A 25,987-nucleotide genomic window follows, 5' to 3' on the forward strand; every position below is an offset into this window, starting at 1 on the left:
ACACCGTACGCCCGCCGCCACGCTCGGGGGTGAGCTGCGCTATGCCGAGCGCAGCTCGACGAGGGTGATCTGCGGTTCGGCGCCGACGCGGACCGGGGGACCCCAGAACCCGGCGCCGTTGGTGACGTAGACCTTCGTGCCGTCGACCTCGCCGAGGCCGGAGACCACCGGCTGCTGGAGCTTGACGAGGTAGTTGAAGGGCACGATCTGGCCGCCGTGCGTGTGGCCGGACAGTTGCAGGTCGACGCCGTACTTCGCGGCCTCGAACGCCGCCACCGGCTGGTGCGCGAGGAGCACCACCGGCCGGCTCGGGTCGCGGTCGCCGAGCGCGGCGGCGTAGTCCGGCGGCCCGGCGAGCCCGGTGCCCTCGGCCTCGGCGTCGTTGACCCCGGCCAGGTCGAGCGCGCCGCCCCGGGCCGCGATCTCCACCCGGCGGTTCTGCAGGACCCGCAGGCCGAGGCGGTCCACCTCCCGCACCCACTCCTCGACTCCGGAGTAGTACTCGTGGTTGCCGGTGACGAAGTAGCTGCCGTACCGGGAGCGCAGGCCGCGCAGCGGCGCCGCCGCCTCACCCAGCTCGGCGACCGTGCCGTCGACCAGGTCGCCGACTACCGCGACGATGTCGGCGTCCAGCCGGTTGATGGCGGCGACGATCCGCTCGGTGTGCGCACGCCCGCGCAGCGGGCCGAGGTGGATGTCGGAGACCGTGGCGATGCGCAGGCCGTCCATGCTCCGGGGGAGCTTCGCCAGGGGGATCCGCACCCGGTCCAGCTGCGGCGGGCCGAGGGCGGTGCGGACGCCGTACCCGGTCAGACCGGTGGCGGTGAGCCCGGCGAAGATGGCCGCCCCACGCGCGAGCAGCAGCCGTCGGGTGGGGTCGTGGTCCGGCTGCCCGACCGCTGCGGCGGCCGGCGGTTCGGCCGGGCCGGCGGCCCCCACCAGGGCGGGCTCGGGGGCGGCGGCCGTGGGTTCCGCGGTCGCGACCCGGCGGCGCAGCACCAGCCGGGCCACCAGCATCGGGATCTCCAGCGCCGCCAGCAGGACCAGCAGGTAGAACATGACCGCGAGCCAGACGTAACCGGGCCAAGCGAGCCAGTACGCGCCGGCGCGGGTGCCCACCATGGTGGCGGGTACGAGCAGCGCGAGCACCAGCACCGTGATCGAGCCGATCCGCCGCCAGCGACCCGCCGTGGTGGTGTCGCGCACCAGCCGCTTCCACAGGTAGAGGTGGATCAGACCGGTGATCAGCGCCAGGGTGGCGACGAACCCGAGAACCGCCAACAAGGTTGAGCCTCCCTCAGCCGCCCGCGAAGGGCGGTAGGACGTCGATCGTGGCCCCCGCCGGCAGCGGTGCCCGACGATCATGACAGGTCACGCCGTCGACCAGGAAACTCGCCGCGCGCAGCACGGTGGCGAGCCGTTCGCCGTGCCGGTCCGCGAGCTCGCTGAGGAGATCATCGAGCGAGCCACCGGCGGAGGCGGTCTCCTCGGCCCGGCCGGCGGCGGCCCGCGCCCCGGCGAAGAAACGGACGGTGAGCGTGCTGGCGGCAGCCCGGTCGGGCGCGTCGTGTGCGGGACGGGGGTCGGGCACGTCAACCTCCGATCGCCGACATCGGCCGGGTCGGTTGCAGGAAGGTCGGGTCGTCGATGCCGTGACCGGCCCGCTTCCCCCACATGGCGGCGCGCCAGCGCCGGGCCAGCTCGTCGTCGTCCGCGCCGGCGCGCAGCGCGCCGCGCAGGTCGGACTCCTCGGTGGCGAAGAGGCAGTTGCGGACCTGCCCGTCGGCGGTGAGGCGGGTGCGGTCGCAGTCGCCGCAGAAGGGCCGGGTGACGCTGGCGATCACCCCGACGCGCGCCGGGCCGCCGTCGACCAGCCAGGTCTCGGCCGGCGCCGCGCCGCGCGCGGCCGGGTCAGCGCTCAGGGCGTACGCGGACCGCAGCCCGGCCAGGATCTCGTCGGCGGTGACCATGCTCGCCCGGTCCCAGCCGTGCTGGGCGTCGAGTGGCATCTGCTCGATGAACCGCAGCTCGTAGCCGTGGTCGAGGGCGAACCGGAGCAGCGCCGGAGCCTCGTCGTCGTTGACGCCCCGCATCAGCACCGCGTTGACCTTGACCGGGGTGAGCCCGGCCGCCGCCGCGCCGGCCAGCCCGGCCAGCACCGCGTCGAGCCGGTCCCGTCGGGTCAGCCGGGTGAAGCGTTCCCGGTCCAGCGTGTCCAGCGAGACATTCACCCGGTCCAGGCCGGCGGCGCGCAGGGTCGGCGCCAGCCGGTCGAGCCCGATCCCGTTGGTGGTGAGCGAGATGCGCGGGCGGGGGGCCATCGCCGCCACCGCCGTGACGATGCCCACCAGCCCCGGGCGGATCAGCGGCTCGCCGCCGGTGAACCGCACCTCGGTCACCCCGAGGCGGGTCACCGCGACCCGGATCAGCCGGATCACCTCGTCGTCGTCGAGCAACTGCGGCCCGGCGAGCCAGGGCAGCCCCTCGGCCGGCATGCAGTACGTGCAGCGCAGGTTGCACTTGTCGGTCAGGGAGACCCGCAGGTCCCGGGCGACGCGGCCGTACCGGTCGACGAGGACGCCGACGGTCGGCGGGGCGACGCTCACCCGTCGACGGTAGCGCGGTCGGACCCGTTCAGGGCGGACCGGGCGGTGTGGGCGACCGCATCCCGGTACGCCGAGCCGAACAGCGCTGCGTGCACCAGCATCAGATGGAGCTGGTGCACCGGGACGCGCTCCCGCCAGCCGTCGGCCAGCGGCCACGCCTCCTGGTATGCGGCGAGGATCCGGTCCAGGTGGGGTGCGCCGCCGAAGAGCGCCAGCTGGGCGAGGTCGGTCTCCCGGTGGCCGCCGTGCGCCGCGGGATCGACCAGCCACGCCCGGTCGTCCGCGCCCCAGAGCACGTTGCCCGGCCACAGGTCGCCGTGCACGCGGGCCGGCGGCTCGTCCCCGCCCAGCTGTGCGATCCGGGCCGCGACCTGCTCCACCAGGGCCTGCTCCGCCGGGCCGAGCGCGCCGTTGTCGATCGACATCCGCAGGTACGGCACCAGCCGGCGCTCGGCGAACCAGCGCGACCAGGGGCCCGCGTCGGGGCTGTTGTCCGCCGGCAGCGCACCGATGAAGCCCGGCCACCCGGCGCCGAAGGCGGGCGCGCCGGCCCGGTGCAGCTCGGCCAGCTCCCGGCCGAACCGCTCCGCCGCCTCCGGGGTCGGCTCGCCCGGGTCGACCCACTCCAGTGCCAACAGGTCGGGCAGCGCCACGATCACCTCGGGTACGGCGACCGTGCCCGTCTCCCGCAGCCAGCGCAGCCCGGCCGCCTCGGTGGCGAAGAAGTGGTCCGGCCGTGGCCGGGCGGCGTGCTCCGGCCAGGTCTTGGCGAACACCGAGTGCCCGTCGTCGAGGGTGAGGCGGGAGGCGGCACAGCTGTCGCCCCCGGAGACCGGCGTCTCCCGGATCCGCTGGTGGGTCAGGAAGGTCGGCAGGTGCTCCGGGTGCGCCCGCAGGTACGCCAGATCCATGCCTCGGAACGGTAGCGGGTGACGGCCCTGGACGGCCGGTTCCTCGCGTGGCTCCCCGCACGGCTCGCGCGGGAACCGGTCTGAGCTGGGTTGTTACGGTGCGTAGTTGTGGATAACCCGTGTGTCGTCCACAGGGGCGGACGCGGGGCCGTCGGGTGGCGCAGGCTGCCGTGCATGAACTCGACCGATGTCCCTCGGCTCTCCGTCCGGTCTCCCGGCGACCTGATCGCCGCCGTGCCCTACCTGCTCGGGTTCCATCCGGCCGACAGCGTGGTCGTGGTGGCCATGCACGGCAAGCGGGTCACCTTCGCCGCCCGCTCGGACCTGCCGGATCCGCGGGAACCCGTCGAGGCCGCCGAGCGCATGGCCGAGCCGGCCCGACCAGTCGACGAGGCGGCCCGGCATCTGGCCGCGGTGGTGGCCCGGCAGGTCGCCGACCGCGCCACGGTCCTCGGCTACGGCCCGGCATCCCGGGTCACCCCCGCCGTCGACGCGGTCCGCGCGGCGCTCGCCGATGCCGGAATCCCCGTCCTCGACGCGCTGCGGGTCACCGACGGCCGGTACTGGTCGTACCTCTGCGACGAGCCGGAGTGCTGCCCGCCCGACGGCACCCCCTACGACACCGGGTCGAGCAAGGTCACCGCCGCCGCCGTCTTCGCCGGTCAGGTCGCCCTGCCCGACCGCGCCGCCCTCGCAGCGCAGGTGGCACCCGTCGACGGTCCGGAGCGTGTCGCCCTGCGGCAAGCCACCGAACGGGCCGGGCGGCGGCTCGCCGACCTGCTCGACTCGGCACCCGAAGCCGACGTGCTCGGCGGCCGTACGGTGCGCGCGGCCGGGCGGGCGGCGATCCGTGTCGCCGGTCGAAGGCACCGCAACGGTGAGCGGCTGGACGACGACGAGGTGGCCTGGCTGAGCGTGCTCCTGACCGACGTGGCCGTCCGCGACCACGCCTGGGAACGCACCGACGGGCGGGACGCCGACATCGCGCTCTGGACCGACGTGCTGCGCCGGGCCGAGCCGGAGTTCATCGCCGCGCCCGGCTCGCTGCTCACCTTCGCCGCTTGGCGGGCGGGCCACGGGTCGTTGGCGGCGGTGGCACTGGAACGCGTGCTCACCCTGCACCCCGGGTACTCGCTCGCCCTGCTCCTGGACGACCTGCTCCGGCGCGGCGTGCCGCCGGCACACCTGGACGGCTGGCCGGCGGTACGGCTGCCTGGCGTGGTGCGCCGTCGGAAGCGGGGTCGACGTGGCCCCCGCTAACTTCCGCTACCTGCGCGGGCGGCGACTCCGGTCACGAAGGCGTGCCAGGCGGTCGGCGTGAAGTTGAGGGTGTCGCCGTCACGGTCCTTGCTGTCGCGGACGAGGACGACCCCGGGCAGGTTGGCGGCGACCTCGACACAGTCGCCGCCGTTGTTGCCGCTCCTGGTGCTCTTGCGCCACCGGGCGCCGGTCACGTCCATGCTTCCGCCGCTTCCTTGAGCAGTCCCCGCGATCGTCCCCTGGGAAGTGCCTGTCCCCGGATGATTTCCCAACGTCGATCCAGCGTAGCAATTTCCGAGGGCTGCTCGATGATCTGTGCCTGGGCCTGGCTGTCGACGTGGGCGACCCGCCCGCCCTCGGCCAGTTCGGCGATCGTGAAAGGTCCGCCGAGTCCCGGGTACATGCCGACGTCGGCCGGAACGACGTGGACGTGGACCGACGGAAGGCCGGCGCACTCGGCGAGGTAGGCACACTGCTCGCGCATCAGGTCACGGTCGCCGTAGGCCGACCGGCGGAGCACGGCTTCGTCGATCACCGCGATCAGCAGAGGCGGCCGAGTGCGGCGCAGGATCGCTTGACGCGACAGTCGGGCGGCGACCAGGGCGTCCAGCTCTTCGGCCGCTAGTGGCTCGTCGGCCAGGGTCGCGCGTGCGTACGCCTCCGTCTGCAACAGGCCGGGCACCCAGGACAGCTGGTAGGCCCGAAGCGCTACGGACTCACGCTCGATGTCGGCCCACGGCCGGAACCACACCGGTTCGCGGCGTTTGAGGACGTCCGGCCAGAGGTCCCCTACGTCACGGCCGAGCAGGGCGGCGACACGGGACCGGTGGCGGGGTTGCGGGATGCGTCCCGGGTTCACCCACCGTTGTGCGGTCTTCGGGTCGACGCCGACCTGGCCTGCGAGGGACTCCGCCGTCTCGCCCGCCTCGGCCATCGCCGCGATGAGGACGTGGTTCATGCCGCCTCCACTGAGGACGTCCAGGATTTCCGGTAACCATATCGCAACGCTGTGTAGCCGTCCGGCCGCGATCGACAGGATGGGGCCACGTCGATCGTCCACCTGGGAGGTTTCCGTGAGTCTCGTGGTCGGCAGCACGATCCGGGTGCCGGAGGACTCGTACCGGTTCGGCACCGGACCGCTGGTCCTGCACATCTCCGAGGTGCTCGGCCGTACCGTGATCGAGGGGCACGAGTGGGCCGAGCTGCGCGGGCGGGAGGTCCGCGAGGACGGCTCTGTCGCGGTCCGCGAGCGCTACGCCTCCGTGCGTGTGGACCGGGTCCGAGTGGTCCCGCGGTGAGCCGCGTCCGGGCGCACCTGCCGACGCGGCCGACGTGGCGCTGTGCGGCCTGCGGCATCGCCTGGCCCTGTTCCCCGGCCAAGCTCCGCCTGCTCGGGGAGTACCGGACCGACCGTCCGGCCCTGCTGATCTACCTGGCCACCCTCCAGGCGGAGGCGGGGGACGACCTGGCCGCGCTCGACGGCACTACCTCGCCCATCGACCTCAACGATCGCTTCATCTCCTGGGCGCGCGTTCGCACATGACCGATCCGCGCGCCATGCGGGCGATTGCCCACCCCACCCGGTTACGGAGGCATCGGTGCGGCACCTGGGAGGCCATTCCGCTCGGTGCCGTTAGCGCGGGCGTCGCCAGCGAGCACCTCGGCACCACGCCGACGCTCGTCGCGGTCGGTGCCGCGTACCTCCTGGCGGTCCTCACGCCTGCTCGGCGGCCCGTGGCGGACCATGGCCCGGCACTGTTGGCGGGCGGCCCTTCATCTACCGCAGGCGTTGAAAGGGGACCTTTCCTTGCGCCGCGTCCGTCGAAGGATGTACGCGCTGTTCGTGCCCCAGGGCGAGTGCAGCGGCGCTCCGGCAACGGACGATTGGTCGGTGATCGGAATCGGAAGTGACCGCCGGTGAGCGCCGGCCTGCTGCTCTCCCTCGCCGGCCTGGCGCTGATCGACAGCACCAGCATCGGCACGCTGTTCATCCCGGTGTGGCTGCTGCTGGCTCCCGGGCCGGTCAGCGTACGACGGATCCTGACCTACCTCGGGACGATCGCCGGCTTCTACCTCGGGGTGGGCCTGTTGCTGTTCTGGGGCGGCAGCAGCCTGGCCGACCTGCTCGACGGCGCCCTGGACACCCGGCCGGTGCTGTGGGGGCAGCTCGTGCTCGGAGTGGGCCTGTTCCTGCTCAGCTTCCGGTACGGCGGGAAGCGCAGGACGGGCGGCGGCGGTGCGGTCCTGCGGTGGCGTGACCGGGCGACCGCCGGTGACGCGTCGGTGCGCTGGCTGATCGGGCTGGCCCTGCTCGCCGCGCTCGCCGAGGTGGCGACCATGCTGCCGTACCTCGGTGCGCTCGGCCTGCTCGCCACGTCCGGGCTCGGCGGGCCGGCCGTGGCGGGGGTGCTCGCTGCGTACTGCCTGGTGATGGTGCTGCCAGCGGTGCTGCTGCTGGCGGCCCGGGTGGCCTGGCCGACCTGGATCGAGCCGCTGCTGGCACGTCTCAACGGCTGGATCACGCGGACGTCGGGCAGCACCCTGGGCTGGGTCCTCGGCATCGCCGGTTTCCTCATCGCCCGCGACGCCGCCGCCCGTCTGGGCCTCTTCGAGGGGTGAGGATCAGGCGGCCAGAGCGACCCCCCACAGCAGCGCGAGCCCGGCGAAGAAGCCGATGGTGTGGATGGTCTTGTCGTGGGCGGCCGGTCTCGTGGTGAGTTCGGGGACCAGGTCCGCCAGCGCGATGTAGATGAAGTTCCCGGCGGCGAACGGCACCAGCACCGCCACGTCGAGACGCCCGGCGAGCCCGTACGCGGCGACCGCGCCGACCAGCACCGCCGAGGCGGAGATCAGGTTCCAGACCAGGGCTCGTCGCCGGCTCCAGCCGCTGTGCACCAGGATGCCGAAATCGCCCATCTCCTGCGGTATCTCGTGTGCCGCCGCGATCAGCCAGGTGACGATGCCGAGCCGGACGTCGGTGACGAAGGCGGCGCCGATGGCGAGCCCACCGATGAGGTTGTGCAGGGCGTCGGCGATCAGGATCAGGTATCCGACCGGCCGGTGTGCCCCAGGCGGGCGGTGGCAGTGATGCCAGTGGAGGAACTGCTCCAGAACCAGGAAGGCCAGCACCCCGGCGGCCAGCCACGTGTAGACGGCGAGGTCGTTGCCGAGCCTCGCGACCGACTGCGGCAGCAGGTGGAACAGCGCGCCGCCCAGCAACGAGCCGGCGGCCAACGCGACCAGCGGTAGCACGATCCGCTCGAAGATCCGTTCGGGCAGGACGAGGGTCAGGCTTCCGCTCAGCGCCAGGAGGGTCATCGCCGTGCCGGCCACGATGATCCAGGCCAGTGTCGGCACGGCTGTTCACCTCCTCCTGCCGGCCGTCAGGTGCTGAGCTCAGTGCACCACGCGCTGCGGGTTGGCGTAGACGTTCATGGAGCGGCCGCGCAGGAAGCCGACCAGGGTGATGCCCGCCTCGGCGGCCAGGTCGGCGGCGAGCGTGCTCGGCGCCGACACCGCCGCGAGCAGCGGTACGCCCGCCATCCACGCCTTCTGCGTCAGCTCGAAGCTGGCCCGTCCGCTGACCAGCAGCAGGTGACCGGCCAGCGGCAGGCGCCGCTCGCGGACCGCCCAGCCGACCACCTTGTCCACGGCGTTGTGCCGGCCCACGTCCTCGCGCAGCACGACGAGTTCGCCGTCCGCCGTGAACAGCCCGGCAGCGTGCAGGCCGCCGGTCCGGTCGAAGGCGTGCTGCGCCGCGCGCAGCCGCTCCGGCAGGTCGACCAGGACCGCCGCCGGCACCCGCAGCGCGTCGTCAGCCACCGCGAAGAGCGACCGGGTACGCACCGCGTCGATGCTCGCCTTCCCGCAGACCCCGCAGGAACTGGTGGTGTAGAAGTTGCGGGCCGGGTCGGTGGCCGGTTCCGGCACGCCGGGCGCGAGCACGACGTCCACCACGTTGTACGTGTTGGGTGTCTCCGCACCGGCGCAGAGCTGGGCGGTGTGCACGTCGTCGGCCGACCGGATCAGCCCCTCGGTGAGCAGGAAGCCGACTGCCAGGTCCAGGTCGTCCCCGGGCGTACGCATGGTGACCGCCAGCGGTCGCCGCCGCCCGGGACCCGCCGGGCCGACCCGGATCTCCAGCGGCTCCTCCACGGCGAGGGTGTCCCGGCGGCGGACCGAGGTGCGCCCCTCCGCCGCGTCGAGGTCGATGCGCAGTACGCCGCGCCGGTCAGTCGCCCGTCCCATTCCGCCATCCTGCCTCCGGCGGCCGGGGTGATCCACTCGATCTCCGGGAGCGGGTCGATCCACCCGATGCCGCCGGCATGGCGGCATCCGGGACGCGGGACACCGCGATGCCGCCGGCATGGCGTGCGGAACGCCGGAGACCGCACTGCCGCCGGCACCCGGCGGCAGCGCTGGCGGCTACGGTGGCCGGGTGAGCGCGTACGCGGCGGTGGTGCTGGCCGGCGGTGCCGCCCGGCGGATGGGCGGCGTGGACAAGCCGGCCCGGCCGGTCGGCGGCCGGCCCATGCGGGACCGGGTGCTGGCCGCGGTCGCCGACGCAGCCCCGCGCATCCTGGTCGGCCCGGCGGCGGCGGTGCCGGATGGCGTGCTGGTCACCCGGGAGGAGCCGCCCGGCGGCGGGCCGGTCGCCGCGACCGCGGCCGGGTTGGCCCTGCTCCCCGGGGACGCGACCGTGGTCGCCCTGCTCGCCGCCGACCTGCCGCTGCTCACCCGCACCGCGATCGGCGACCTGCTGCGCCACCTCGACAGCGGGTCCGACGGCGTGTGCTTCGTCGACGAGGCGGGGCGGCGGCAGACCCTGTGCGGCGTGTGGCGGGTCGCCGTGCTGCGCGGCTCGGTGGACCGGCTCGCCGCCCGCCGGGCACCGGGGCGTACGTCGACAGCCGGCCTGGCCGGGGCGCCGCTACGGGCGCTGCTGCACGGGCTGACCGTCCAGGAGGTGCCGTGGCGCGGGGAGGGCCCGCCGCCGTGGTTCGACTGCGACACTGACGAGGACGTACGCCGGGCGGAGGAGTGGGCACGATGACGGTGATGGACGAGTGGGTCACGGCGGCCTGCGCGGAACTCGGCCTCGACCCCGCCCAGGTGCCCGTCCCGACCGTGCTCGACCTCGCGAAGGACGTGGCCCACCAGGTTCTGCGCCCGGGCGCGCCGGTCACCGCGTACCTCCTGGGGCTCGCGGTCGGCGCTGGCGCGGACCCGGTCGGCGCCGCGGCCCGGCTCCGCGACCTGGCCGCCAACTGGCCCGTCGAACTGGGCGCCGAAGGCCCCGGCGACCACCCGGCCTGACCGCGCGTCCCTGCTGTCCGATCCCGGTCGGCCCTGATTCGCACCACCCGGTCCGTGGGTAGGGTGACCTTGAACGGACGGAGGCGATCATGACGGCGGACCACCCCCCGACGCCGGCCGGCGGCCTGCCGGAGCACCACGAGTCGATCCTGCTCGACGAGCCGACCACGGCCGACCTGCGGGCGAAGGTGACGCAGGCCTGGCGGGAGTTCGCCCGGGCGCTCGCCGAACGACTGGGCTCGCTGCCGGCCGGAGCGCACGTCGACCTGACGCTCGACCCGACCGCCTCCGGCACCGGCGACGCCGTCTACTCCATCGGCATCGACGTGGGCCCCGACGGGACGCTCGCCGCCAGGGCGGTCGGCAATGCCGGCCTGCCCGCGGGCTACCGGCTGGACCGTGCGGCCGTGGCGGACATGGTGGCGCTCGGTTGGTCACCGCCCGGTGTCGTCGAGGGTTCCGGCGAGCAGTTCGGCCTGGACGGCACCGCCGCCGAGGCGACCCAGCTCGCGGCGCTGTTCTCCCGCACGCTGCGTGACGTCTACGGCGCCCCGCACCCGGCCTTCCTCGTGTACCTGATCCACGACGCCGACGGGGAGCCGCTGGAGGGCGCGCCGCTCGGCACCGCGCGCAGCGAGTTCGGCGTGGACCGCGACGTCGAGGCGGACCTCGACGAGGCGCTGAACGCCGCGCAGCCGGCCAAGGACGACGTGCTCGGGCTGGCCGAGCGGGTCCGTACGGTCGTCTCGACGATGCTCAAGTCGGATTCCGACCGGCTCCAGGTCGACTCGGACGGGGACATCAACATCCGGGCCGGCTCGGCGATGGTGTTCGTCCGGGTCCGGGACAATCCGCCGCTGGTCGACGTCTTCTCCCCGGTGCTCACCGAGGTCGAGCCGACCGAGCGGCTGTACGTGAAGCTGTCCGAGCTGACTAACCGGATGCCGATCGGCCGGCTCTACTGCGCCGACGACACGGTCTGGGCGTCCATCCCGGTGTTCGGCCGCAACTTCCAGGCCACCCACCTCATGCTCGCGGTGCAGGTGATGACCGGCCTCGCGGACGAGCTGGACGACCGGCTGCACGGCGAGTTCGGCGGGAAGCGCTTCTTCGGCGAGGGGGACAAGCCGGTGAAGCGCGAACCGGGCGAACACCGCACCGGCATGTACCTGTGACGTCGCGGCGCCGGCCGGGGACCTGACGATGGGTGAGGCCCGGAACCCCGAACGACCGGGCCCCACCCACCGGGGGAGGGAGGGTCAGGTCGAGGGGAGCCAGGCGAGGCTCCGTGCGGTGCCGGGGTCGCTGGCCCGCAGGCCCGCGTCCGACACGGTCCACAGCACGCCGTCGACGAGCAGCGACCGGGTGACGGCAGCCGCCGGGTGGGTCACGGCACCCTGCTCGGCGATCGTGTCGCCGGCGACCCGGAACAGGCGTACGCCCTGGTCGACCGGGACGGCCAGCAGCCCGGTTCCCGGTTCGTACAGGAAGGCGTGCGGGTCGTGCTCGGCCCTGGACCAGCCGCCGGGCCGGTGCCAGCGGTCCAGCCGGGCCGGCCGGGCGGGATCCCGGACGTCGAAGAGGGAGACCTGGACGCCCTCCGCCCGGCCGTTCCGGTCGGCCTCCTGCCCGACCCCGAGCAGCCGGCCGTCCGCGACGGGGTGCAGGTACTCCGAGTACCCGGTGATCTTCAGCTCGCCGGCGACCTTCGGGGCGGCGTGGTCGGTGAGGTCGAGGGCGTAGAGCGGGTCGGTGCGCCGGAAGGTCACCACGTACGCGGTGCCGCCGAGGTAGCGCACGGAGTAGATCCGTTCGCCCCGGCCGAGCCCGGTGACCGCGCCGACCGGCACCAGGGCGTCGGCCGTCCGGCGCAGCACGTGCACGCCGGACTCCGAGGTGCGCTCGCCGGTGCCGGTGGTGGTGGCCACCCGCAGGTGGCCCTCCCACTCCGACAGCGCGTACTGGTTGACGAGCCAGCCCGGCACGGTGCCGGCGGCGACGTAGCGTGGGCGCCCGGGGGATCCGGTGTCGAACTGGTAGATGTCGGTGACGAAGGGACCGGTCGGCCGCAGCCACCGGCCCGGGACCGGCTCGCCGCCGACCACCCGCTGCGCGGCCAGGTAGAGGCTGCCGCCGGTGCCGTAGACGGTGTCCGCGTCGGCGGCCACGCTGACCGGGTCACCGTCGGCGAGCCGGTCGGCCGTGAGGTCGAAGCTGAGCACGGTCAGCACCGAGGAGCCGGTGGCGGTGGCTGGCCGGCTGAGCCGGTCGCAGCCGACCCGCCCGGTCCGCTGTTCCGCCCCGGCCGTCCACTCGTACGCCGGGAGCCACGCGTCGATCCCGGCGGCGGCGACGGCGGCCCGGTTGGCCGTGGTCCGGACCGCCTCGTCGCTGGCGGGCAGGTATGGGAACGCGACCCGGGCGCCGGAGCGGACCACGACCCGGGCGGTGGCAGCGGTCTGCCGGGCGTCGACGGTGCCGCCGTCGATCCGGTACGTCCCGAGCACGCGGGGAGCGCCGGCCAGGTCGACCAGCACCAGCCGGGTGCCGGGCAGCCGGGTGGGTGCGAAGGGCTTCTCGGCGGGCCGTCCCTCGGGTACTCGGATCGCCGGCCCGGCGGGGGACATCGCGGAGTCGGTGAGCACCAGGGCGCGGTCGCCGTGCAGGAACAGGTCGTGCTGCGCCCAGCGGAGGTCGGCGGCACCGTCGCCGGCGAGGTCGAGCCGACCGGTGATCCGCCGGGTGGCGGGGTCGACGACCCGGAGGACGCCGCCGGTGATCGTGATGATCCGCCGACCGTCGGTCTTGACCAGGTCCGGCTCGTCGACGCCGCGTTCCTGGACGTTGGTGCCGGAGTACGCCTTGGCGCCGGCCTGTTCCGCCGTGGCGCCGGCCCGTTCCGCCGCACCGGCGGCTGCGGGCTGCATGTCGAGCGTGCGGCGGCCCGGCCACGCCGTCCCGTCGTCGGCGAAGCCCCACGGGCCGACGTGCGTGGCGGCCGCGGCGCGCAGGTCGGCGAGCGCGTCGGCGCAGGAGTCGAACGAGACCAGCCGGAGCGGGGTGCCCGGTCCGGTGGGTGCCGACCGGGGGGTGTGCGCGGGTGTGGTGGCGGGCAGCACGCTGCTCCCCGCGAGCAGGGTGAGGGCGAGCAGCGTGCCCGCCGCGACGGTCGGCCGTGCCGGTGTCATGCCCACTCCGACGCCGCCGGCCCCCGCCCGGTTCCCGGTAAGGAAGGGCCCCTTTTAACGCCTCCGGTAGAGGAAGGGACCCTTCCAATCACCCCCGGGCCGGTTCAGCCGGCCGACGGGCCCACGCCGGGCGATTCCACCAGCCGGGAGAGCACGATGGTGCTGCGGGTGGAGGTCACGAAGGACTCGGCGCGCAGCCGTTCCAGCGCCGCCTCCAGGTGGGCGATGTCGGCGGCGCGCAGGTGGACGAGGGCGTCCGCCTCGCCGGAGACGGTGTACGCGCCGACCACCTCGGGGTGCCGTCGGGCGGCCACTCCGATCTGCGCCGGGGTGGTCCGGCCGGCGCAGAACAGCTCGACGAACGCCTCGGTCGTCCACCCCACGGCGGCCGGGTCGACGACGGCCGTGAATCCCCGGATGACCCCGGCCGAGCGGAGCCGATCGACCCGTCGCTTGACCGCCGGAGCGGAGAGTGAGACCCGTTGCCCGATGTCGGCGTACGAGGCACGGGCGTCGGCGACGAGCAGCGCAATGATTCGCTGGTCAACCGCGTCTATCTGCAACGTTCCGCCTCCGGGAAGCAATGGTTGTGGCTGTTACCGATGTTCCACGGTACCTACCCTTGGTCACCGTGAACCAGCAGCGAGTGCCGCGAAAGCGGACATATCTCATGTGCTCGCCCGAGCACTTCGCGGTCGAGTACGCGATCAATCCGTGGATGGACGTGACCACCGCGGTCGACGCGGAGTTGGCGGTCAAGCAGTGGGACCGGCTGCGCGAGACGCTGGTCGGTCTCGGCCATGAGGTGCACCAGCTCACCCCCGAGCCGGGCCTGCCCGACATGGTGTTCGCGGCCAACGGCGCCTTCGTCGTCGACGGCACCGTCTACGGCGCCCAGTTCAAGCACGAGCAGCGGGCCGCCGAGGCGGCCGCCCACCGTGCCTTCTACGAGGCGCAGGGCTGGCGGTTCATCGCGCCGACCGTGACCAACGAGGGCGAGGGCGACTTTGCGTACCTGCCGGAGGCGCACGGCGGCCTGATCCTCGCCGGGTACGGCTTCCGGACCGACCCGGCCGCCCATGCCGAGGCCCAGGAGGCGCTCGGTCGGCCGGTGGTTTCGCTGCGGCTGGTCGACCCCCGCTTCTACCACCTCGACGTGGCGCTCGCGTCGATCGACGACACCAACATCGTCTACTACCCGGGCGCCTTCTCGGTGGCCAGCCAGAAGGTGCTCGCCCAGCTCTTCCCGGACGCGGTCGTCGCCGACGACGAGGACGCGCTCGCGTTCGGCCTGAACCTGGTCAGCGACGGCCGCAACGTGGTGCTCAACAGCGAGGCCACCCGGCTCGCCGGGAAGCTGAAGGCCGCCGGCTACCAGCCGGTGCCGGTCGAGCTGGCCGAGCTGAAGAAGGGCGGCGGCAGCGTGAAGTGCTGCATCGCCGAGCTACGCCACTAGGGCCTTCGTCACGACCCGCAGGCCGGCCAGGGACTTCGACAGACCCTGGCCGCGGCTGGCGACGGGACGTCGAGAGGCGTCCCGGCGCGGAGCACGAAGGGCCGGCCTCCCCCGCCAGGGGAGGCCGGCCCTTTCGCGTCGGTTCCGGCCCGGAGGCCGTCGGTTCAGCCCAGGGTGGCCAGTTCGGTGATGAGGACGTTCGACAGCACCTGGCCGTCCATCTGGACCTCGCGCAGGTACCACTTCTGCTGCGGCGTACGCGGCTGGTTGAACTGCCACACGCCACGCGGGCTGTCGATTTGGCCGACCCGGCCGAGCGCGAGGTTCACCTGCTGCGGGGTGGGTGAGTCGCCGGCGATCCGGATCGCCTGGTCGAGCACCTGCGCCGCGTCGTAGGACGCCATGGCGTACGTGGTCGGCGAGCTGCCGTGCTTCTTGCGGTACGCCGAGGCGAAGAGTCGGTTCGCCGCGTTGTTGATGTCGGCGGAGTAGTTCAGGGCGGTCTGGATGCCCAGCGCGTCCCCCGGCGTGTTCTCGAAGCTCTCCAGCACCTTGCCCTCGGTGAGGAAGCCGGGGGCGTAGACAGTGCCCCGGAACCCGGCGTCGCGCAACTGCTTGATGAACTTGACCGCCGCCTCGCCGTTGAAGAAGCAGAACATCGCGGTGGGCTTGGCGTCGAGCGCCTGATCGATGTCCGTGGCGTAGTCGGCCCGTTCCGCGACGGCGTCCGTCGTCCAGGTCACCGGGTCCTCGATCCGGCGGTCGGACTCACCGAACTCCTGCCGGAAGCCGCGCAGCACGTCCTCGCTGGCGAGGCCCTTCGGCATGACGATGGCCAGCTTCGCCGACGCCGGGAGCCGCGTCCGCAGGTAGCTGCCGAGCGCACGACCGGCCTCGTCCAGCACGTACGACGTCCGCCAGATGTAGACGACGCTCTGGAGGCTGGTCGGCGAGGCGTTGGACCCGACGAGTGGCACCCGCGCCTGCTCCACCGTGTCCCGGATGCCGAGCATGACGGCCGAGCTGGCCACCCCGGTGAGCGCCAGCACACCCTGCTTCAGCAGGCCCTCGACGGCGGCCTTGCCGCTCTCCGGCTTGCCGCCCTCCTCGGCGGTCAGCAGTTCCGTCGGATGGCCGCCAAGCTGCGCCTGGTTGAGGTCGAGGAAGAGCTGGAAACCGTTGATGATCTCGGTGCCGATGACCTTGAGGTCGCCGGTCTGGGGCGCCACCAGGCCGATCTTGATCGGGCTCAGCGTCGGGGTGGAATCGGCCCCGCTGTCGTCGGTGCCGCATCCGCCGACGAGTCCGGTCGTACCGAGCGCGGCCAGCAGTTGTAGGGCCCGCCTGCGGTTCATCTGCGACACCGAGTTCCTTCCGAAGGGGTGCAGGGGCGGGTCTCGCCCCTCCGGCGTTCTACCTGCTCCGCGACGCTCCGTCAATGCCTAATGATCTTCATGCAATGACCGCAACGCAGCGGCAACCTCGGACCAGGCCGCGGACTCGGGGTCGATCAGGCCGAAGTGCTCGCAATCGGGCAGCTCAACGAGGCGTACGTCACTTCCGGCGGCCTGTGCCGCAGCCGCGAACTCCCGGCTCATGCCGACCGGCACCTGGCGGTCGAGTGCACCGTGAACGATCACGCTCCGTGTCCGAATGGGCACCAACGATCGTGGATCACAAGCGGCGTACCGGTCCGGTACGTCGGCCGGGCCACCGCCGAGCAGCGCGGCGACCGCACCGGAGTCCAGGTCCAGCCGGTACGCCTCGGCCAGGTCCGCCACCGGCGCGAGGGCCAGCACCGCGCCGACCTCCACCGGCGCGACCGCCGCCACGAAGAGGGCGAGGTGGCCACCGGCCGAGTGGCCGACCAGGATCGGCGCGCCCGCAGCCACCCGGCCGGGCAGCGCCTCGGCAGCCAACCGCGGCAGCTGGGTCACCGCGGTCAGGACGTCGGCGAGGGTTCCCGGCCAGCCGCCGCCGGGTTGCCCGGTCCGGCGGTACTCCACCTGGGCGACCGGGTAGCCGAGCGCGGCCAGCGCGTTGGCGAGCGGACCGGTGTGCCCCCGGTCGTACTCCGCCCGCCAGAAACCCCCGTGCACGACGACCACCAACGGCAGGGCCGGTCCGCTGCCGGCCGGCCGGCGCAGGTCCGCGATCTGGTCCGGGTGGTCGCCGTACGCGACGGTGACGTCCGGCGCCGGCGCGGGGCGGGTGAGCACGGCTCGCGGGTCGCTGGGCATGCCCGCGACGGTAGCGCGCCACCGGCACCCGATCGTCGTCGACAGCGGCTCCCGGGGCGCATCCCGGCGGGCGACTGGGTAAAGATGGACCCCATGACCGAAGCGCACTCCGTTGGACAGAACGACGAGCCGGACCAGGACGGCACCGGTCGCTCCGGCACCGTGGTGGTGGTCGGGCCCGACGGCCGGCCGGTCGGCACGGTGCAGACCGACGAGGGGCCGGGAGAGGACCCGTCCCGCCTGGTCGAGCAGCCGGCCAAGGTGATGCGGATCGGCAGCATGATCAAACAGCTGCTGGAGGAGGTCAAGGCCGCGCCGCTGGACGACGCGAGCCGGCACCGCATGCGGGAGATCCACGAGCGGTCGATCGTCGAGCTCAAGGAGGGGCTCGCCCCCGAGCTGCGGGAGGAACTGGAGCGCATCTCGCTGCCCTTCACCGAGGAGAAGGCACCCAGCGAGGGCGAGCTGCGGATCGCGCACGCGCAGCTCGTCGGCTGGCTGGAGGGGCTCTTCCACGGCATCCAGGCGGCCCTGGTGGCCCAGCAGATGGCGGCCCGGGTCCAGCTGGAGCAGATGCGCTCCGGCCGGCCCGCGCTGCCCAGCGGGCCGGGCGGAATGGTCCCCGGGATGCCCGGCATGGGCCAGCCGCAGGGCGGCGAGGGGCACGGCACCGGCCAGTACCTCTAGGGCTCGGTCCGTGAGGCACGCCGGCGCAGCCGGGCCCGGCCGGTGCACCGGTGACCGAGCGGCCGGCCGGCTTCCGGCCGGCCGCTCAGTCCAGCCCGAAGACCTTCTCCAGGTACGCGGCGACACCGTCGGCGGTGTTCGCCGTGGTGACGTCGTCGGCGATCTCCAGGACCGAACGGTGCGCGTTGGCGACCGCGACTCCCCGACCGGCCCAGGTGAGCATCGGCACGTCGTTGGGCATGTCCCCGAAGGCCAGCACGTCGGCGGCGTCGATCCCGTGCCGCGAGCAGTACCAGGCCAGGCCGGCCGCCTTGGTCACGCCGGCCGCCGAGATCTCGACCAGCCCCGAGTACGACGAGTGCGTGGCCTCGGCCAGCCCGACCAGCGCCCGGGCGACCAGCGCGGCGAACGCGTCCGGGTCCTGCTCGCCGGCGCGGGCGAGCAGCTTCACCGCCGGGGCGGCGAGCAGCTCCTCCGGGGTCTCGACGGCTCGGATCGCCGCGTGGTCGGCGTCCCACCGCAGCGGGTAGTGCGTCTCGTGCCGCATCTCCCGGCTGTTGACGATCTCCACCGCGAAGGTCACCTCGGGCACCTCGGCGCGCAGCCGCCGGGCCACCTCGGCGAGGAGTTCCGGGGCGAGCGGATCGGCCCGCAGCACCTCGTCCGCCACCGGGTCGTAGACCACCGCGCCGTTGGCGCAGATCGCCGGCAGCGGCTCGGCGAGCTGGTCGTACACCAGCTTGAGCCAGCGGATGGGACGGCCGGTGACCAGCACGACCGGCGTGCCGCGCGTGGAGATCCGGGCCAGGACGTCGGCGGTCTGCGGACTCAGCGTCCGGTCGTCGCGCAGCAGCGTCCCGTCGATGTCCGTGGCGACGAGGCGGGGTGGCTCTCCCATCAGCGGGACAGTAGTCGATCGAGGTACACCGCTACCCCGTCGTCGTCGTTGCGCAGGGTCGTCTCGTCGGCCGCCGCGCGGACCGCCGGGTGGGCGTTGGCGACCGCCACCCGGGCCCAACCGGCCCAGGCGAACATCGGCAGGTCGTTGGGCTGGTCGCCGAAGACCAGCACCTCCGCCGGGTCGACGCCGAGCCGCTCCGCCACCACGGTGAGCCCGGTCGCCTTGTCGACCCTGGGCGGGCAGATCTCGACGAAGCCGAGCCCGGCCTGGGTGAGCGTGGCGACCTCCGGTGGGACGATCCGCCGCGCCACGTCGAGCAGCTCGTCGACGTGGTGGTCGGCGGTACGGGCGAACGCCTTGATCACGTCTCCGGAGAGGCACTCGGTCCGGGTGCGGGCCTCGAACCGGTCCTGGTACGGCCAGCTCGGGTGGTAGTCGCCCCAGAGCGGCGCGTCGTGCTCGTCCGACGCCTCCACCATCACGGTGAGCGGGCCGACCTCGGCCTCCAGGGCGGCCAGCAGGCCGGCCAGGACGGCGCCGGGGAGGCGCTCGTCACGCAGCACGACCGGCCCGCCCGGATCGCTCTGGTCGACCACCCGCCCGCCGCCGGCCATCACCAGGAAGTCCGCGGCACGGATGTCGTTGCGGGTCAGCTCGGTGAGCCGGGGGCCGCGACCGGTCGCGCCGACCACCGGGATGCCGGCGGCCCGTACCCGGTCGAGCACCTCATGGGTGTACGCGGAGACGGTCTCGTCGCTGCGGACGAGCGTCCCGTCCAGATCGGTCGCGATCAGCTTGGGCAGGCCCGGGCGGGTCATCGTTCCTCCTTCGCCCGCCGCCGTCGCGGCCAGCCGTTCCGGTCGTGTGACCCGGCGTGACGGCGGGCAGCAACCGTACCTCGCGGAAGCGGTCGCGACCATGGCGATCAGACGAATCCGGTGCCAACGGGGAACGACTGACCTGTGGTGATCGCGTCGGGCTGCCGCCGACGGGTCGCAGGCTGCCCAGGGCACGTCGCGGACGGCCCGCCCGGCCCCCGCCGCCCGACTCAGCCCGGCGGTTCCGGGCGGGTGAACGGCGTGGCGGGCCCGACGGTGAGGTCGGCCGGGGGCGGCAGGGCCTCACCGGGGTCGTCCCGCCGGGAGCGACGCCGCCGGGCCGGCGGGATCGACACACCGCTCTCCGTCTCGGCGGCGGGCGCGGCGGCGGACGGGGTGGGCAGGAGCGCCGCCCCCAGCAACGCACAGGCGAGGAACGCGGCGACCAGCCCGCGTCCGTACTCGATGGCGAATCCGTCCTGGCCGCCGTAGTAGATGGCCCGCAGGTCGGCGTCGCCGATCGTGATGGCCGCGGCGGTCAGCACGGCGAGCAGCGCCCCGGCCAGCACCAGGCCGGCGATGCGGGCGTTCGGGCGGGCCGCCTCGGTGCCCCGCAACGCGAGCGCGACCGCCACCACCAGCGCGAGCAGACCGGCCAGGTACGCGCCGCCGAACCCGCCGACGTTGGAGACCCCCTCGGGGAGGCGGAGCCCACCGCCGTCGGGCCCGGCGTTGGGCATGGTCAGCATCACCCACTCCCCGATCAGCGAGGCGAGGCCGGCGGCCGCCCCGAGGCCGGCGAGGACGAGGGGCAGGCGGCGGTCCCGGGCGAGGCCGGTGAAAAACTGCCCGGCCCGGCCGGGTGGCCGCGGATCGGACCCACCCCACTCCACGACGGCGGGGCCGTCGTCGGACCGGTCTTCCTGCCGGGGGATGGGGAGGTCCTGGGACATCGGGGGACATCCTTCCGCGCTGACGCCCGTTCCGTCGGTGCCGGCCGGAAGGCGGACCGGACCGGCCCCGAGGGGATTCGAGAGGCCGCACGGTTTCCCGACCGCCTCCGAGCGGAATCATGACACAGCCAGCGTCCGGCGGGCGGTACCGCGAGTGGCGGGTGCGCCGGTCGGTCGCCCCGGCGTCTGGTTTCGACTAGCGTCGGGTGCATGCCTATCCGTACCGCTTCCGCACGTTGGCAGGGCAACCTCACCGAGGGGTCCGGCACCCTCCGCACCGGCAAGGGCGGCCTGGAGGGGAACTACTCCTTCAAGTCGCGCTTCGAGGAGGGCGAGGGCACCAACCCGGAGGAGCTGATCGGCGCCGCGCACGCCAGCTGCTTCTCGATGGCCCTCTCCAAGCAGCTCGCCGACGCCGGCGCGACCGGCACCTCGGTGGAGACCAGCGCCAAGGTGCACTTCGACAAGACCGACGCGGGCATGACCGTCACCCGGATCGACCTGGAGACGGTCGGTCAGGCGCCCGGCATGGACGAGGCGCAGTTCACCAAGCTCGCCGAGGCCGCCAAGGAGAACTGCCCGATCTCGCGCCTGCTCTCGCCGGGCGCCCAGATCACCCTGAACGCCCGCCTCACCTCCTGACATCCGGTCGCCCGCACCGCCCGGGTTCCCCGGGCCGCCCGGTTCGCCGCACTTTCACGGGAGGAGTGACCATCCGGGGACGGATGGGCCTCCTCCCGTGGGGGTGGGCGGAACCGTTCCGGGGAACGCCGGGATCTTGCGGGTGCCGATCGGTGGGCAGAATGGGGGTGTGGCGGTGGAGATGAGCCGGGAGCGGTTCGAGGAACTGGTCGGCGAAGCCCTCGACGAGGTCCCGGAGGAACTGCTCGCCCTGATGAGCAACGTGGTCATCCTGGTGGAGGACGACCCGCCCCCGGGTGAGGACCTGCTCGGCCTCTACGAGGGGCACGCCCTGACCGAGCGGGGCTGGGACTACTCGGGCGTGCTGCCGGACCGCATCCTCATCTACCGCAACCCGATCCTGCGTATCTGCGACAGCGAGCACGACGTGGTGGACGAGGTCGCGATCACCGTGGTCCACGAGATCGCCCACCACTTCGGCATCGACGACCACCGCCTGCACGAGCTGGGGTGGGGCTAGGCCCTGGCGGCTGTCGGGACAGCGTCCGAGGCTCCGGTCGGCCGATGGCCGTCCGTTGCGCTGCTGACCTACCGTCGGGGCCAAGGCACCGCGAACTGTAGGAGGCACGTCCATGCGCAGCGAACTCTTCTCCTCGGAGAACCTGGAGAAGGAGTCCGCCCAGCCGGGTATGCGGCTGCAGAACTCCAAGATGCTCAAGATCGAACTCAACGGTGAGGCGATGGCCCGGGTCGGCTCGATGGTGGCCTACCAGGGGAACGTGCAGTTCCAGGCACTCGGCTCGGGCGGGCTCGGCAAGTTCCTCAAGCAGAAGCTCACCGGCGAGGGTGTCCCGCTGATGAAGGTCACCGGTCAGGGTGACGTCTTCCTGGCGGACTTCGCCAAGGACGTGCACATCATCGAGCTGGAGCCGGGCGACGCCCTCTCGATCAACGGTTCGAGCGTGCTCGCCTTCGACGCCACCCTCCAGTACGACATCCGCATGGTCGGCGGCGCCGGCATGGCGTCGTCGTCGGGCCTGTTCAACTGCGTCTTCTCCGGTCACGGCCGGATCGCCATCACGACCAAGGGCACTCCCGTCGTCCTCAACGTCGACGCCCCCACCTACGTCGACCCGCAGGCGGCGGTCTGCTGGTCCGCCAACCTCCAGACCGGCTACCACCGCGCCGAGCAGCTCGGCCTGGGCACGCTGCTCGGCCGGCGCACCGGTGAGGCGTTCACCATGAGCTTCGCCGGGCAGGGCTTCGTGGTCGTCCAGCCCTCCGAGGAGCCGCCGGTCATGGGCAGCGGCGCGCAGGAGCAGCAGGGCGGCCTCCTCGGCGGCCTGCTGAGCTGACGCGTGTCCGGGGCGCGCCGCGAGCGCGGTGCGCCCCCGGGTGCAGGCGGTCAGGTCAGGTCAGGTCGCCCCTGCGCAGCCGGGCCAGCCAGGCGGCGGCGTCGGCGTAGTCGGCATCGGAGAGGCCCGCCGGCGCGGGGACCGGCCGCTCGCCCGCCGCGGCGGTCCAGCGGTGCCGGGGGTACGACCCGAGGAAGCGGACGTCGGCGCACACCCGGCGCAGCGCCTGCAACGCCTCGCCGAGCCGTACGTCGGCCACGTGCCCGGTGCAGTCGAGGAAGAAGACGTACCGGCCGAGCGCCTCACCGGTCGGGCGGGACTCGATCCGCGTCAGGTTGACTCCCCGGACGGCCAGCTCCATCAGCACGGACAGCAGTGCGCCCACCCGGTCGTGGGCGATGTAGACGGCCAGCGAGGTCACGTCGTCCCCGGTCGGCGGCGGGGGCGGGCCCGGCCGGGACACCAGCGCGAACCGGGTCACGGCGTCCGGGTGGTCGGCGATCTTGTCGGCCAGCACCTCGAGCCGGTGCCGGGTGGCACCGATCGGGGCGCAGATCGCCGCGTCGTACTCGCCGGCCGCGGCGCCGGCCGCCGCCGCGCCGTTGGAGAGGACGTCCACCACCACGGCGTCCGGCAGGTGCGCGCGCAGCCAGTTCCGACACTGGGTGGACGCCTGCGGGTGGGCGGCGACGCTGCGCACCGCCGGCAGCGAGGTGCCGGGGCGGGCGCCGAGCACGAACTCCACCGGCAGGATCACCTCGCGGGTGATCACCAGCGGATCCCCCTCGGCGAGCTCGTCGAGGGTCACGCCGACCGCGCCGCCGATCGAGTTCTCCAGCGGCACCAGCGCCGCGTCCGCGTCCCCGGCCCGTACGCCCTCCAGCGCCTCACCGACACTGCGGGCGGGCGTACGGTTGGCCCGCTCGGCGGCGGGGATGGTACGCAGCGCCTGCTCGGCGAAGGTGCCCTCGGGCCCGAGGTAGACGAAGCGGGTCGGCGGTGTTCCCGGCATGGCGACAGCCTACGCACCGAAGCCGGGGACCGTGCCGGCGTCGCAGGCCAGGGTGCGGATGCCGACCGGGGCGGCGACCCGCACCTCCACGGTGCAGACGTCGGTCCCGGCGGTGACCAGGCGTGGTGCGCCGCCCAGGCCGCGGGTGACCACTTGGAGCGGCTCGTAGCCCGCCACGTCGAGGACGGTGTAGTGCCACTCGTCGGCGCAGAGCGGCCCGGTCTTCACCTGGACACGGACGTTGCCGGGCAGCACGTCGCGCCCGCGTACCAGGTCGGTGACCCGCTGACCGGACGGGCCGGCGGGGCAGGCGACGGCGACCAGGCCCGAGGAGGGTGTCGTCGTGGTGCCCGGCAGCCCGGGGAGCCCGGTCACCGGCGGGTTCGGGACCGCCGTGGCCGTGCCGGTCGGACCCGGCGTGGCGGTCCGGGCCGCCCGGGTGGGTGAGGGCTGCCGCAGTTCGGGCGGGGCGCCGCAGCCGGCCGTCAGCAGCACGGCCAGGAGGGCGACCACGGCGCGGGGGCGGGCGGTGGCACGGCGGGGCGGGGTGGGCGGCACGGACCGATCCTCAGGACATCGACGCTGACCGTTGTGGTGGGGGGCGAGCGTGCCCATCGTAGGAGCATCCGGCGGCCGGGTGAAGCCGGGACCGTCCCGGCGTCACAGCCCGGCCGCGCCGTGCCGGTGCCCGCCGTGACGCCGCGTCACGGTCTGGTGAGCACGCGGTGCCCGGCCCGGTCCAGGGCCGTGACGGCCTCGTCGAGGCGTACCGCGGGGACCAGCAGGTAGTCGGTGTCGTAGGTGGAGAACGCGACCACGCTGACCCGGGCCTCCGCCAGCGGGTCGACCAGCGCGGCCAGGGTGCCGGAGACGGCCAGGTCGAGCGGACCTGCCACCCGCAGGCAGCGCCAGGCGGTCTCCACGACGGCCTGCTCGGGCGCCCGGTCGGCTGGGCAGATCACCGAGACCCCGTCGGCGGTCCAGCTCACCGTGACGACAGCGCCGTCGCTCAGACCGCCGGCCAGGGCGGGCGGCAGGGCGGAGCCGGCCGCGAGGCGGCAGACGGCGTACTCACCCGGCAGCAGAGCGATATCCAGCATGAGGGCACCTTACGGCCTCGGCGAGCGCGTACCCCACCTTCGCCGCGTGCGGCGAACGCCACATGCCGCCGCAGGTCAGACCTCGGAGAAGAAGGTGAGCGAGCCGGCGACCACGCCGTCGGTGAGGACCGGGGTGGAGATCGCGTCGACGGTGGCGTCGGGCGCGTCCGGTGACGCCCCCTGGACCCGGAGCAGCCCGCGGGCCAGGCGGCCCGAGGTGAGGGCGAGCAGCGGCGGAATTTTGTCGATCTCCGGCTCGGTCAGCTCGCCCCGGTTGGCGGTGAAGTCGAGCAGGCGCAGACCACCGTCGAGCAACGGCCGCCCGATCACGTCCTGCGGAGCGCCCAGGCAGAGCAGCTCGCACCCGGACGCGGAGACGGCGATCACCCGGGTGTCGGCGTCGATCAGCAGGCACGGCTCGTCCGCCCGGCAGACCGTCGAGGACCACTGCCCAACGTTGTCGGACCCCTGCTCTGTCGATGTCCCTGCCGTCGGCACGAACACTTCCGAGAGCGAAAGTTCGACGTGGGCCACCGAGCCTCCTATGTACACCGACGGTCTGTCCACGCTAGCTGGTCCGGGAGCCGGCCGCTGACCGCGTTGGGGTCACCGGGCCGCCGGGTGCTGGTCCACGCCCTGACCGGGCGGCCGGCGACGGCGCGACCGGCGGGTGCCGTCCGGACCCGGGTCGCGTGGCGTCGCGGCTGACGTTACCGCCGGCCGACCGGCTTGTCAGCGGCCGTTCGGCCCTCGTCGTACCACCGGTAGTCGGCGGCCGGCCGGTAGGTGCCGTTGAGCCAGGTGGCCGGATGCTGGGCGACCCGCGAAAGCTTCTCGGCGGTGGCCGGGCTGATCCGGTTGCCGGCGGCGACGAGCAGCCGGTCCAGCTCCCGGTGTGTCGCCATCAGGCAGTCCTTCGGAAGGCCGTAGACGCTGATGACGCCGGAGCCGACGAAGGTCAGCACCGGCGTCACCGGGATCGGCAGGCCCACCGCATCGGAGAGGGCCTTGCTCGCCCGCTTGGCGTCGCGACGGGCCTCGGCCACGTACGGCGGGCGCTTGCCGTTGATCTGCACGACGTCGCCGGCCACCAGCACGCGGGCCCGGCCATGGTCGGCGATGGTGACCGCGTAGAGGCCGCTCGGGCCGATGGCGAGGAAGCCGGCGCGGTCGTCACCCGCCTGGTCCCGCAGCAGGTCCGTCGCGTCGGTGCGGGGCCACTCGATGACGTGCCAGGCGGGGCCGAGGTGGTCGAGCTGGCCCAGCGCCCGCGCGCCGGCCGCCTCCAGCCGCCGGGCCCCGCGCTCCGCCCGCAGGCGGCGGGCCCACTCCAACGGGGACGGACGGGCCGGGCTGAGAACGCCCTGGGGTTCCGTCCGGGGGTGCGGCACCGCGACGGGCGGCAGTGCCCGGGGCGACGGTACGGCTCGTCGAGCGGGGAAGACAGTCATCGCGACCTCCGGCAAAAGGTCCCTCGAAGTTATGTCCTCACTACCCTACGTTGCCAGTCCCCCCGGTCGGCAAGTTGGAGCGCCGGAGTGA

Annotated in this window: 32 protein-coding genes; 12 read left to right on the forward strand and 20 right to left on the reverse strand. The window is 73.7% G+C overall.

The annotated features are described in order from the left end of the window. Positions 1-39: 39 nt before the first annotated feature. Genes AB0873_RS10445 through AB0873_RS10460 form a run of 4 tightly spaced genes read right to left on the reverse strand, consistent with a single transcriptional unit; the run spans position 40 to position 3,517 of the window. Positions 40-1,284: a metallophosphoesterase gene (locus tag AB0873_RS10445; protein ID WP_366599384.1), complete on the reverse strand. Its 1,245-nt coding sequence runs from the start codon at positions 1,282-1,284 to the stop codon at positions 40-42. Between the two features lie 13 nt (positions 1,285-1,297). Then, complete coding sequence (locus tag AB0873_RS10450; protein WP_155329650.1) at positions 1,298-1,591, reverse strand: MoaD/ThiS family protein; 294 nt, start codon at positions 1,589-1,591, stop codon at positions 1,298-1,300. A gap of 1 nt (position 1,592) precedes the next feature. Next, on the reverse strand, positions 1,593-2,606 hold the full coding sequence (moaA, locus tag AB0873_RS10455; protein ID WP_155329651.1) for a GTP 3',8-cyclase MoaA: 1,014 nt from the start codon (positions 2,604-2,606) through the stop codon (positions 1,593-1,595). Further along, positions 2,603-3,517 carry a fructosamine kinase family protein gene (locus AB0873_RS10460; protein WP_155329652.1) on the reverse strand — a complete coding sequence of 305 codons (915 nt, stop codon included), beginning with the start codon at positions 3,515-3,517 and terminating at the stop codon, positions 2,603-2,605. Before AB0873_RS10460 ends, moaA begins: the two co-directional genes overlap by 4 nt. Positions 3,518-3,691: 174 nt before the next feature. Here AB0873_RS10460 and AB0873_RS10465 point away from each other — a divergent pair, with 174 nt between their 5' ends. Then, positions 3,692-4,777 (forward strand): DUF4192 domain-containing protein, encoded by a 1,086-nt coding sequence (locus AB0873_RS10465; RefSeq protein WP_366599385.1) that lies wholly within the window; start codon positions 3,692-3,694, stop codon positions 4,775-4,777. Here the strand turns inward: AB0873_RS10465 and AB0873_RS10470 are convergent. Both AB0873_RS10470 and AB0873_RS10475 read right to left on the reverse strand, forming a co-directional pair. Beyond that, positions 4,774-4,977 carry a DUF397 domain-containing protein gene (locus AB0873_RS10470; protein WP_155329654.1) on the reverse strand — a complete coding sequence of 68 codons (204 nt, stop codon included), beginning with the start codon at positions 4,975-4,977 and terminating at the stop codon, positions 4,774-4,776. The genes AB0873_RS10465 and AB0873_RS10470 overlap by 4 nt on opposite strands. Further along, complete coding sequence (locus AB0873_RS10475; protein ID WP_366599534.1) at positions 4,968-5,735, reverse strand: DUF5753 domain-containing protein; 768 nt, start codon at positions 5,733-5,735, stop codon at positions 4,968-4,970. Before AB0873_RS10475 ends, AB0873_RS10470 begins: the two co-directional genes overlap by 10 nt. A gap of 115 nt (positions 5,736-5,850) precedes the next feature. Between AB0873_RS10475 and AB0873_RS10480 the strand changes: the two genes are divergently transcribed. The 3 genes from AB0873_RS10480 (at position 5,851) to AB0873_RS10490 (ending at position 7,396) form a co-directional block, all read left to right on the forward strand. Then, positions 5,851-6,075, forward strand: coding sequence for a hypothetical protein (locus tag AB0873_RS10480; protein ID WP_155329655.1), 225 nt, complete (start codon positions 5,851-5,853; stop codon positions 6,073-6,075). Then, a complete protein-coding gene (locus AB0873_RS10485) occupies positions 6,072-6,320 on the forward strand; it encodes a flavin reductase (RefSeq protein WP_155329656.1) in 249 nt (82 codons plus the stop codon). Before AB0873_RS10480 ends, AB0873_RS10485 begins: the two co-directional genes overlap by 4 nt. A 374-nt stretch (positions 6,321-6,694) precedes the next feature. Continuing rightward, positions 6,695-7,396, forward strand: a complete 702-nt coding sequence (locus AB0873_RS10490; protein ID WP_366599386.1) for a GAP family protein — start codon at positions 6,695-6,697, stop codon at positions 7,394-7,396. 3 nt (positions 7,397-7,399) lie between these two features. Here the strand turns inward: AB0873_RS10490 and AB0873_RS10495 are convergent, their stop codons facing one another. Together AB0873_RS10495 and fdhD are read right to left on the reverse strand one after the other, a co-directional pair. Next, positions 7,400-8,134, reverse strand: a complete 735-nt coding sequence (locus tag AB0873_RS10495; RefSeq protein WP_366599387.1) for a ZIP family metal transporter — start codon at positions 8,132-8,134, stop codon at positions 7,400-7,402. Positions 8,135-8,173: 39 nt separating this feature from the next. Next, positions 8,174-9,025, reverse strand: a complete 852-nt coding sequence (gene fdhD / locus AB0873_RS10500; RefSeq protein WP_155329658.1) for a formate dehydrogenase accessory sulfurtransferase FdhD — start codon at positions 9,023-9,025, stop codon at positions 8,174-8,176. Between the two features lie 190 nt (positions 9,026-9,215). On the opposite strand from fdhD, the gene AB0873_RS10505 reads away from it, so the two are divergent. The 3 genes from AB0873_RS10505 (at position 9,216) to AB0873_RS10515 (ending at position 11,268) form a co-directional block, all read left to right on the forward strand. Further along, positions 9,216-9,830, forward strand: coding sequence for an NTP transferase domain-containing protein (locus tag AB0873_RS10505; protein ID WP_366599388.1), 615 nt, complete (start codon positions 9,216-9,218; stop codon positions 9,828-9,830). Continuing rightward, on the forward strand, positions 9,827-10,093 hold the full coding sequence (locus AB0873_RS10510) for a DUF6457 domain-containing protein (protein WP_366599389.1): 267 nt from the start codon (positions 9,827-9,829) through the stop codon (positions 10,091-10,093). The genes AB0873_RS10505 and AB0873_RS10510 overlap by 4 nt, the downstream gene beginning before the upstream one ends. 89 nt (positions 10,094-10,182) lie before the next feature. Then, positions 10,183-11,268: a hypothetical protein gene (locus AB0873_RS10515; protein WP_366599390.1), complete on the forward strand. Its 1,086-nt coding sequence runs from the start codon at positions 10,183-10,185 to the stop codon at positions 11,266-11,268. 84 nt (positions 11,269-11,352) lie between these two features. Here the strand turns inward: AB0873_RS10515 and AB0873_RS10520 are convergent, their stop codons facing one another. Both AB0873_RS10520 and AB0873_RS10525 read right to left on the reverse strand, forming a co-directional pair. Further along, positions 11,353-13,281: a beta-propeller domain-containing protein gene (locus AB0873_RS10520; RefSeq protein WP_366599391.1), complete on the reverse strand. Its 1,929-nt coding sequence runs from the start codon at positions 13,279-13,281 to the stop codon at positions 11,353-11,355. Between the two features lie 104 nt (positions 13,282-13,385). After that, on the reverse strand, positions 13,386-13,844 hold the full coding sequence (locus AB0873_RS10525) for an Lrp/AsnC family transcriptional regulator (RefSeq protein WP_155329663.1): 459 nt from the start codon (positions 13,842-13,844) through the stop codon (positions 13,386-13,388). Between the two features lie 59 nt (positions 13,845-13,903). Here AB0873_RS10525 and ddaH point away from each other — a divergent pair, with 59 nt between their 5' ends. Next, entirely contained in the window at positions 13,904-14,737 is an 834-nt protein-coding gene (ddaH, locus tag AB0873_RS10530) for a dimethylargininase (RefSeq protein ID WP_366599392.1), read from the forward strand. A gap of 164 nt (positions 14,738-14,901) precedes the next feature. On the opposite strand, the gene AB0873_RS10535 is transcribed toward ddaH, so the two are convergent. Both AB0873_RS10535 and AB0873_RS10540 read right to left on the reverse strand, forming a co-directional pair. Continuing rightward, the gene (locus tag AB0873_RS10535) at positions 14,902-16,101 is read right to left on the reverse strand and encodes an ABC transporter substrate-binding protein (RefSeq protein ID WP_366599393.1); all 1,200 of its coding nucleotides are present in this window, start codon (positions 16,099-16,101) and stop codon (positions 14,902-14,904) included. 78 nt (positions 16,102-16,179) lie between these two features. Beyond that, the gene (locus tag AB0873_RS10540) at positions 16,180-16,977 is read right to left on the reverse strand and encodes an alpha/beta hydrolase (protein WP_366599394.1); all 798 of its coding nucleotides are present in this window, start codon (positions 16,975-16,977) and stop codon (positions 16,180-16,182) included. A gap of 84 nt (positions 16,978-17,061) precedes the next feature. Between AB0873_RS10540 and AB0873_RS10545 the strand changes: the two genes are divergently transcribed. Further along, entirely contained in the window at positions 17,062-17,664 is a 603-nt protein-coding gene (locus tag AB0873_RS10545; RefSeq protein WP_366599395.1) for a bacterial proteasome activator family protein, read from the forward strand. 85 nt (positions 17,665-17,749) lie between these two features. Here the strand turns inward: AB0873_RS10545 and AB0873_RS10550 are convergent, their stop codons facing one another. From AB0873_RS10550 to AB0873_RS10560, 3 genes are all read right to left on the reverse strand, one after another. Further along, positions 17,750-18,562, reverse strand: coding sequence for an HAD family hydrolase (locus AB0873_RS10550; protein ID WP_366599396.1), 813 nt, complete (start codon positions 18,560-18,562; stop codon positions 17,750-17,752). After that, on the reverse strand, positions 18,562-19,383 hold the full coding sequence (locus AB0873_RS10555; RefSeq protein ID WP_366599397.1) for an HAD family hydrolase: 822 nt from the start codon (positions 19,381-19,383) through the stop codon (positions 18,562-18,564). Before AB0873_RS10555 ends, AB0873_RS10550 begins: the two co-directional genes overlap by 1 nt. 230 nt (positions 19,384-19,613) lie before the next feature. Then, positions 19,614-20,336 carry a hypothetical protein gene (locus AB0873_RS10560; RefSeq protein ID WP_366599398.1) on the reverse strand — a complete coding sequence of 241 codons (723 nt, stop codon included), beginning with the start codon at positions 20,334-20,336 and terminating at the stop codon, positions 19,614-19,616. Between the two features lie 210 nt (positions 20,337-20,546). Here AB0873_RS10560 and AB0873_RS10565 point away from each other — a divergent pair, with 210 nt between their 5' ends. The 3 genes from AB0873_RS10565 (at position 20,547) to AB0873_RS10575 (ending at position 22,333) form a co-directional block, all read left to right on the forward strand. Further along, positions 20,547-20,978 carry an OsmC family protein gene (locus AB0873_RS10565; protein ID WP_366599399.1) on the forward strand — a complete coding sequence of 144 codons (432 nt, stop codon included), beginning with the start codon at positions 20,547-20,549 and terminating at the stop codon, positions 20,976-20,978. Positions 20,979-21,153: 175 nt separating this feature from the next. Continuing rightward, on the forward strand, positions 21,154-21,498 hold the full coding sequence (locus AB0873_RS10570; RefSeq protein ID WP_366599535.1) for a metallopeptidase family protein: 345 nt from the start codon (positions 21,154-21,156) through the stop codon (positions 21,496-21,498). 112 nt (positions 21,499-21,610) lie between these two features. After that, positions 21,611-22,333 carry an AIM24 family protein gene (locus AB0873_RS10575; RefSeq protein WP_155329671.1) on the forward strand — a complete coding sequence of 241 codons (723 nt, stop codon included), beginning with the start codon at positions 21,611-21,613 and terminating at the stop codon, positions 22,331-22,333. 55 nt (positions 22,334-22,388) lie between these two features. Here AB0873_RS10575 and pheA read toward each other — a convergent pair whose 3' ends face one another. From pheA to AB0873_RS10600, 5 genes are all read right to left on the reverse strand, one after another. Beyond that, positions 22,389-23,345, reverse strand: a complete 957-nt coding sequence (gene pheA, locus AB0873_RS10580) for a prephenate dehydratase (RefSeq protein ID WP_366599400.1) — start codon at positions 23,343-23,345, stop codon at positions 22,389-22,391. 9 nt (positions 23,346-23,354) lie between these two features. Next, positions 23,355-23,903, reverse strand: a complete 549-nt coding sequence (locus AB0873_RS10585; protein ID WP_366599401.1) for a hypothetical protein — start codon at positions 23,901-23,903, stop codon at positions 23,355-23,357. Between the two features lie 146 nt (positions 23,904-24,049). Then, a complete protein-coding gene (locus tag AB0873_RS10590) occupies positions 24,050-24,445 on the reverse strand; it encodes an ACT domain-containing protein (RefSeq protein WP_366599402.1) in 396 nt (131 codons plus the stop codon). 75 nt (positions 24,446-24,520) lie between these two features. Next, positions 24,521-24,979 (reverse strand): hypothetical protein, encoded by a 459-nt coding sequence (locus AB0873_RS10595; RefSeq protein ID WP_366599403.1) that lies wholly within the window; start codon positions 24,977-24,979, stop codon positions 24,521-24,523. Between the two features lie 176 nt (positions 24,980-25,155). After that, complete coding sequence (locus AB0873_RS10600; RefSeq protein WP_366599404.1) at positions 25,156-25,896, reverse strand: hypothetical protein; 741 nt, start codon at positions 25,894-25,896, stop codon at positions 25,156-25,158. Between the last annotated feature and the right edge of the window lie 91 nt (positions 25,897-25,987).

Origin of the sequence: Micromonospora sp. NPDC047707 (genome assembly GCF_040704235.1) — a bacterium.
Classification (GTDB): domain Bacteria; phylum Actinomycetota; class Actinomycetes; order Mycobacteriales; family Micromonosporaceae; genus Micromonospora.